Below are 469 nucleotides of genomic sequence, written 5' to 3'. Positions count from 1 at the left end.
AGGCCAAAGGCCGCACCCGCCGTAACCCAACCCGGAGGTTCCCACAATGCCCCACCCCAACTTCAACCGCCGCCGCTTCCTACAAGGCCTCGGCGCGTCAACCGCCCTGCTCTCGTCCGGCTGGTCCCCCCACCTGCTGGGGAGCCCCTCTCGAAAATTGGGCGTCGCCCTGGTCGGTCTCGGTGGCTACAGCACCAACCAGCTCGCGCCGGCACTGCAACTGACCCAACACTGTGAGCTGCGCGGGATTGTCACCGGTAGCCCGGAGAAGATTCCGGTATGGCAGGAAAAATACGGTATCAAGGACGCCAATGTGTACAACTACGAGAACATGCACACCATCGCGGATAATCCGGATATTGATGTGATTTATGTGGTGACGCCCACGAGTCTGCATAAGAAGTTTTCGGTGATTGGCGCCAATGCGGGGAAGCATGTGTGGTGTGAGAAGCCGATGGCGATGGATGGC

General features: G+C 59.9%; 1 protein-coding gene. It reads left to right on the top strand.

Features of this window, described 5'->3' with window-relative positions; translation table 11 throughout:
* Positions 1–46: 46 nt before the first annotated feature.
* Positions 47–469 (top strand): Gfo/Idh/MocA family protein (locus B3520_RS05290; protein WP_286875570.1); only part of this gene is annotated, 423 nt, incomplete at its 3' end.

Source organism: Marinimicrobium sp. UBA4509 (genome assembly GCF_002388575.1).
In the GTDB taxonomy this organism is placed as follows: Bacteria; Pseudomonadota; Gammaproteobacteria; order Pseudomonadales; family Cellvibrionaceae; genus Marinimicrobium; species Marinimicrobium koreense.
The sequence above is the reverse complement of the archived record's forward strand: the minus strand, read 5'-3'. Positions and strand labels throughout refer to the sequence as shown.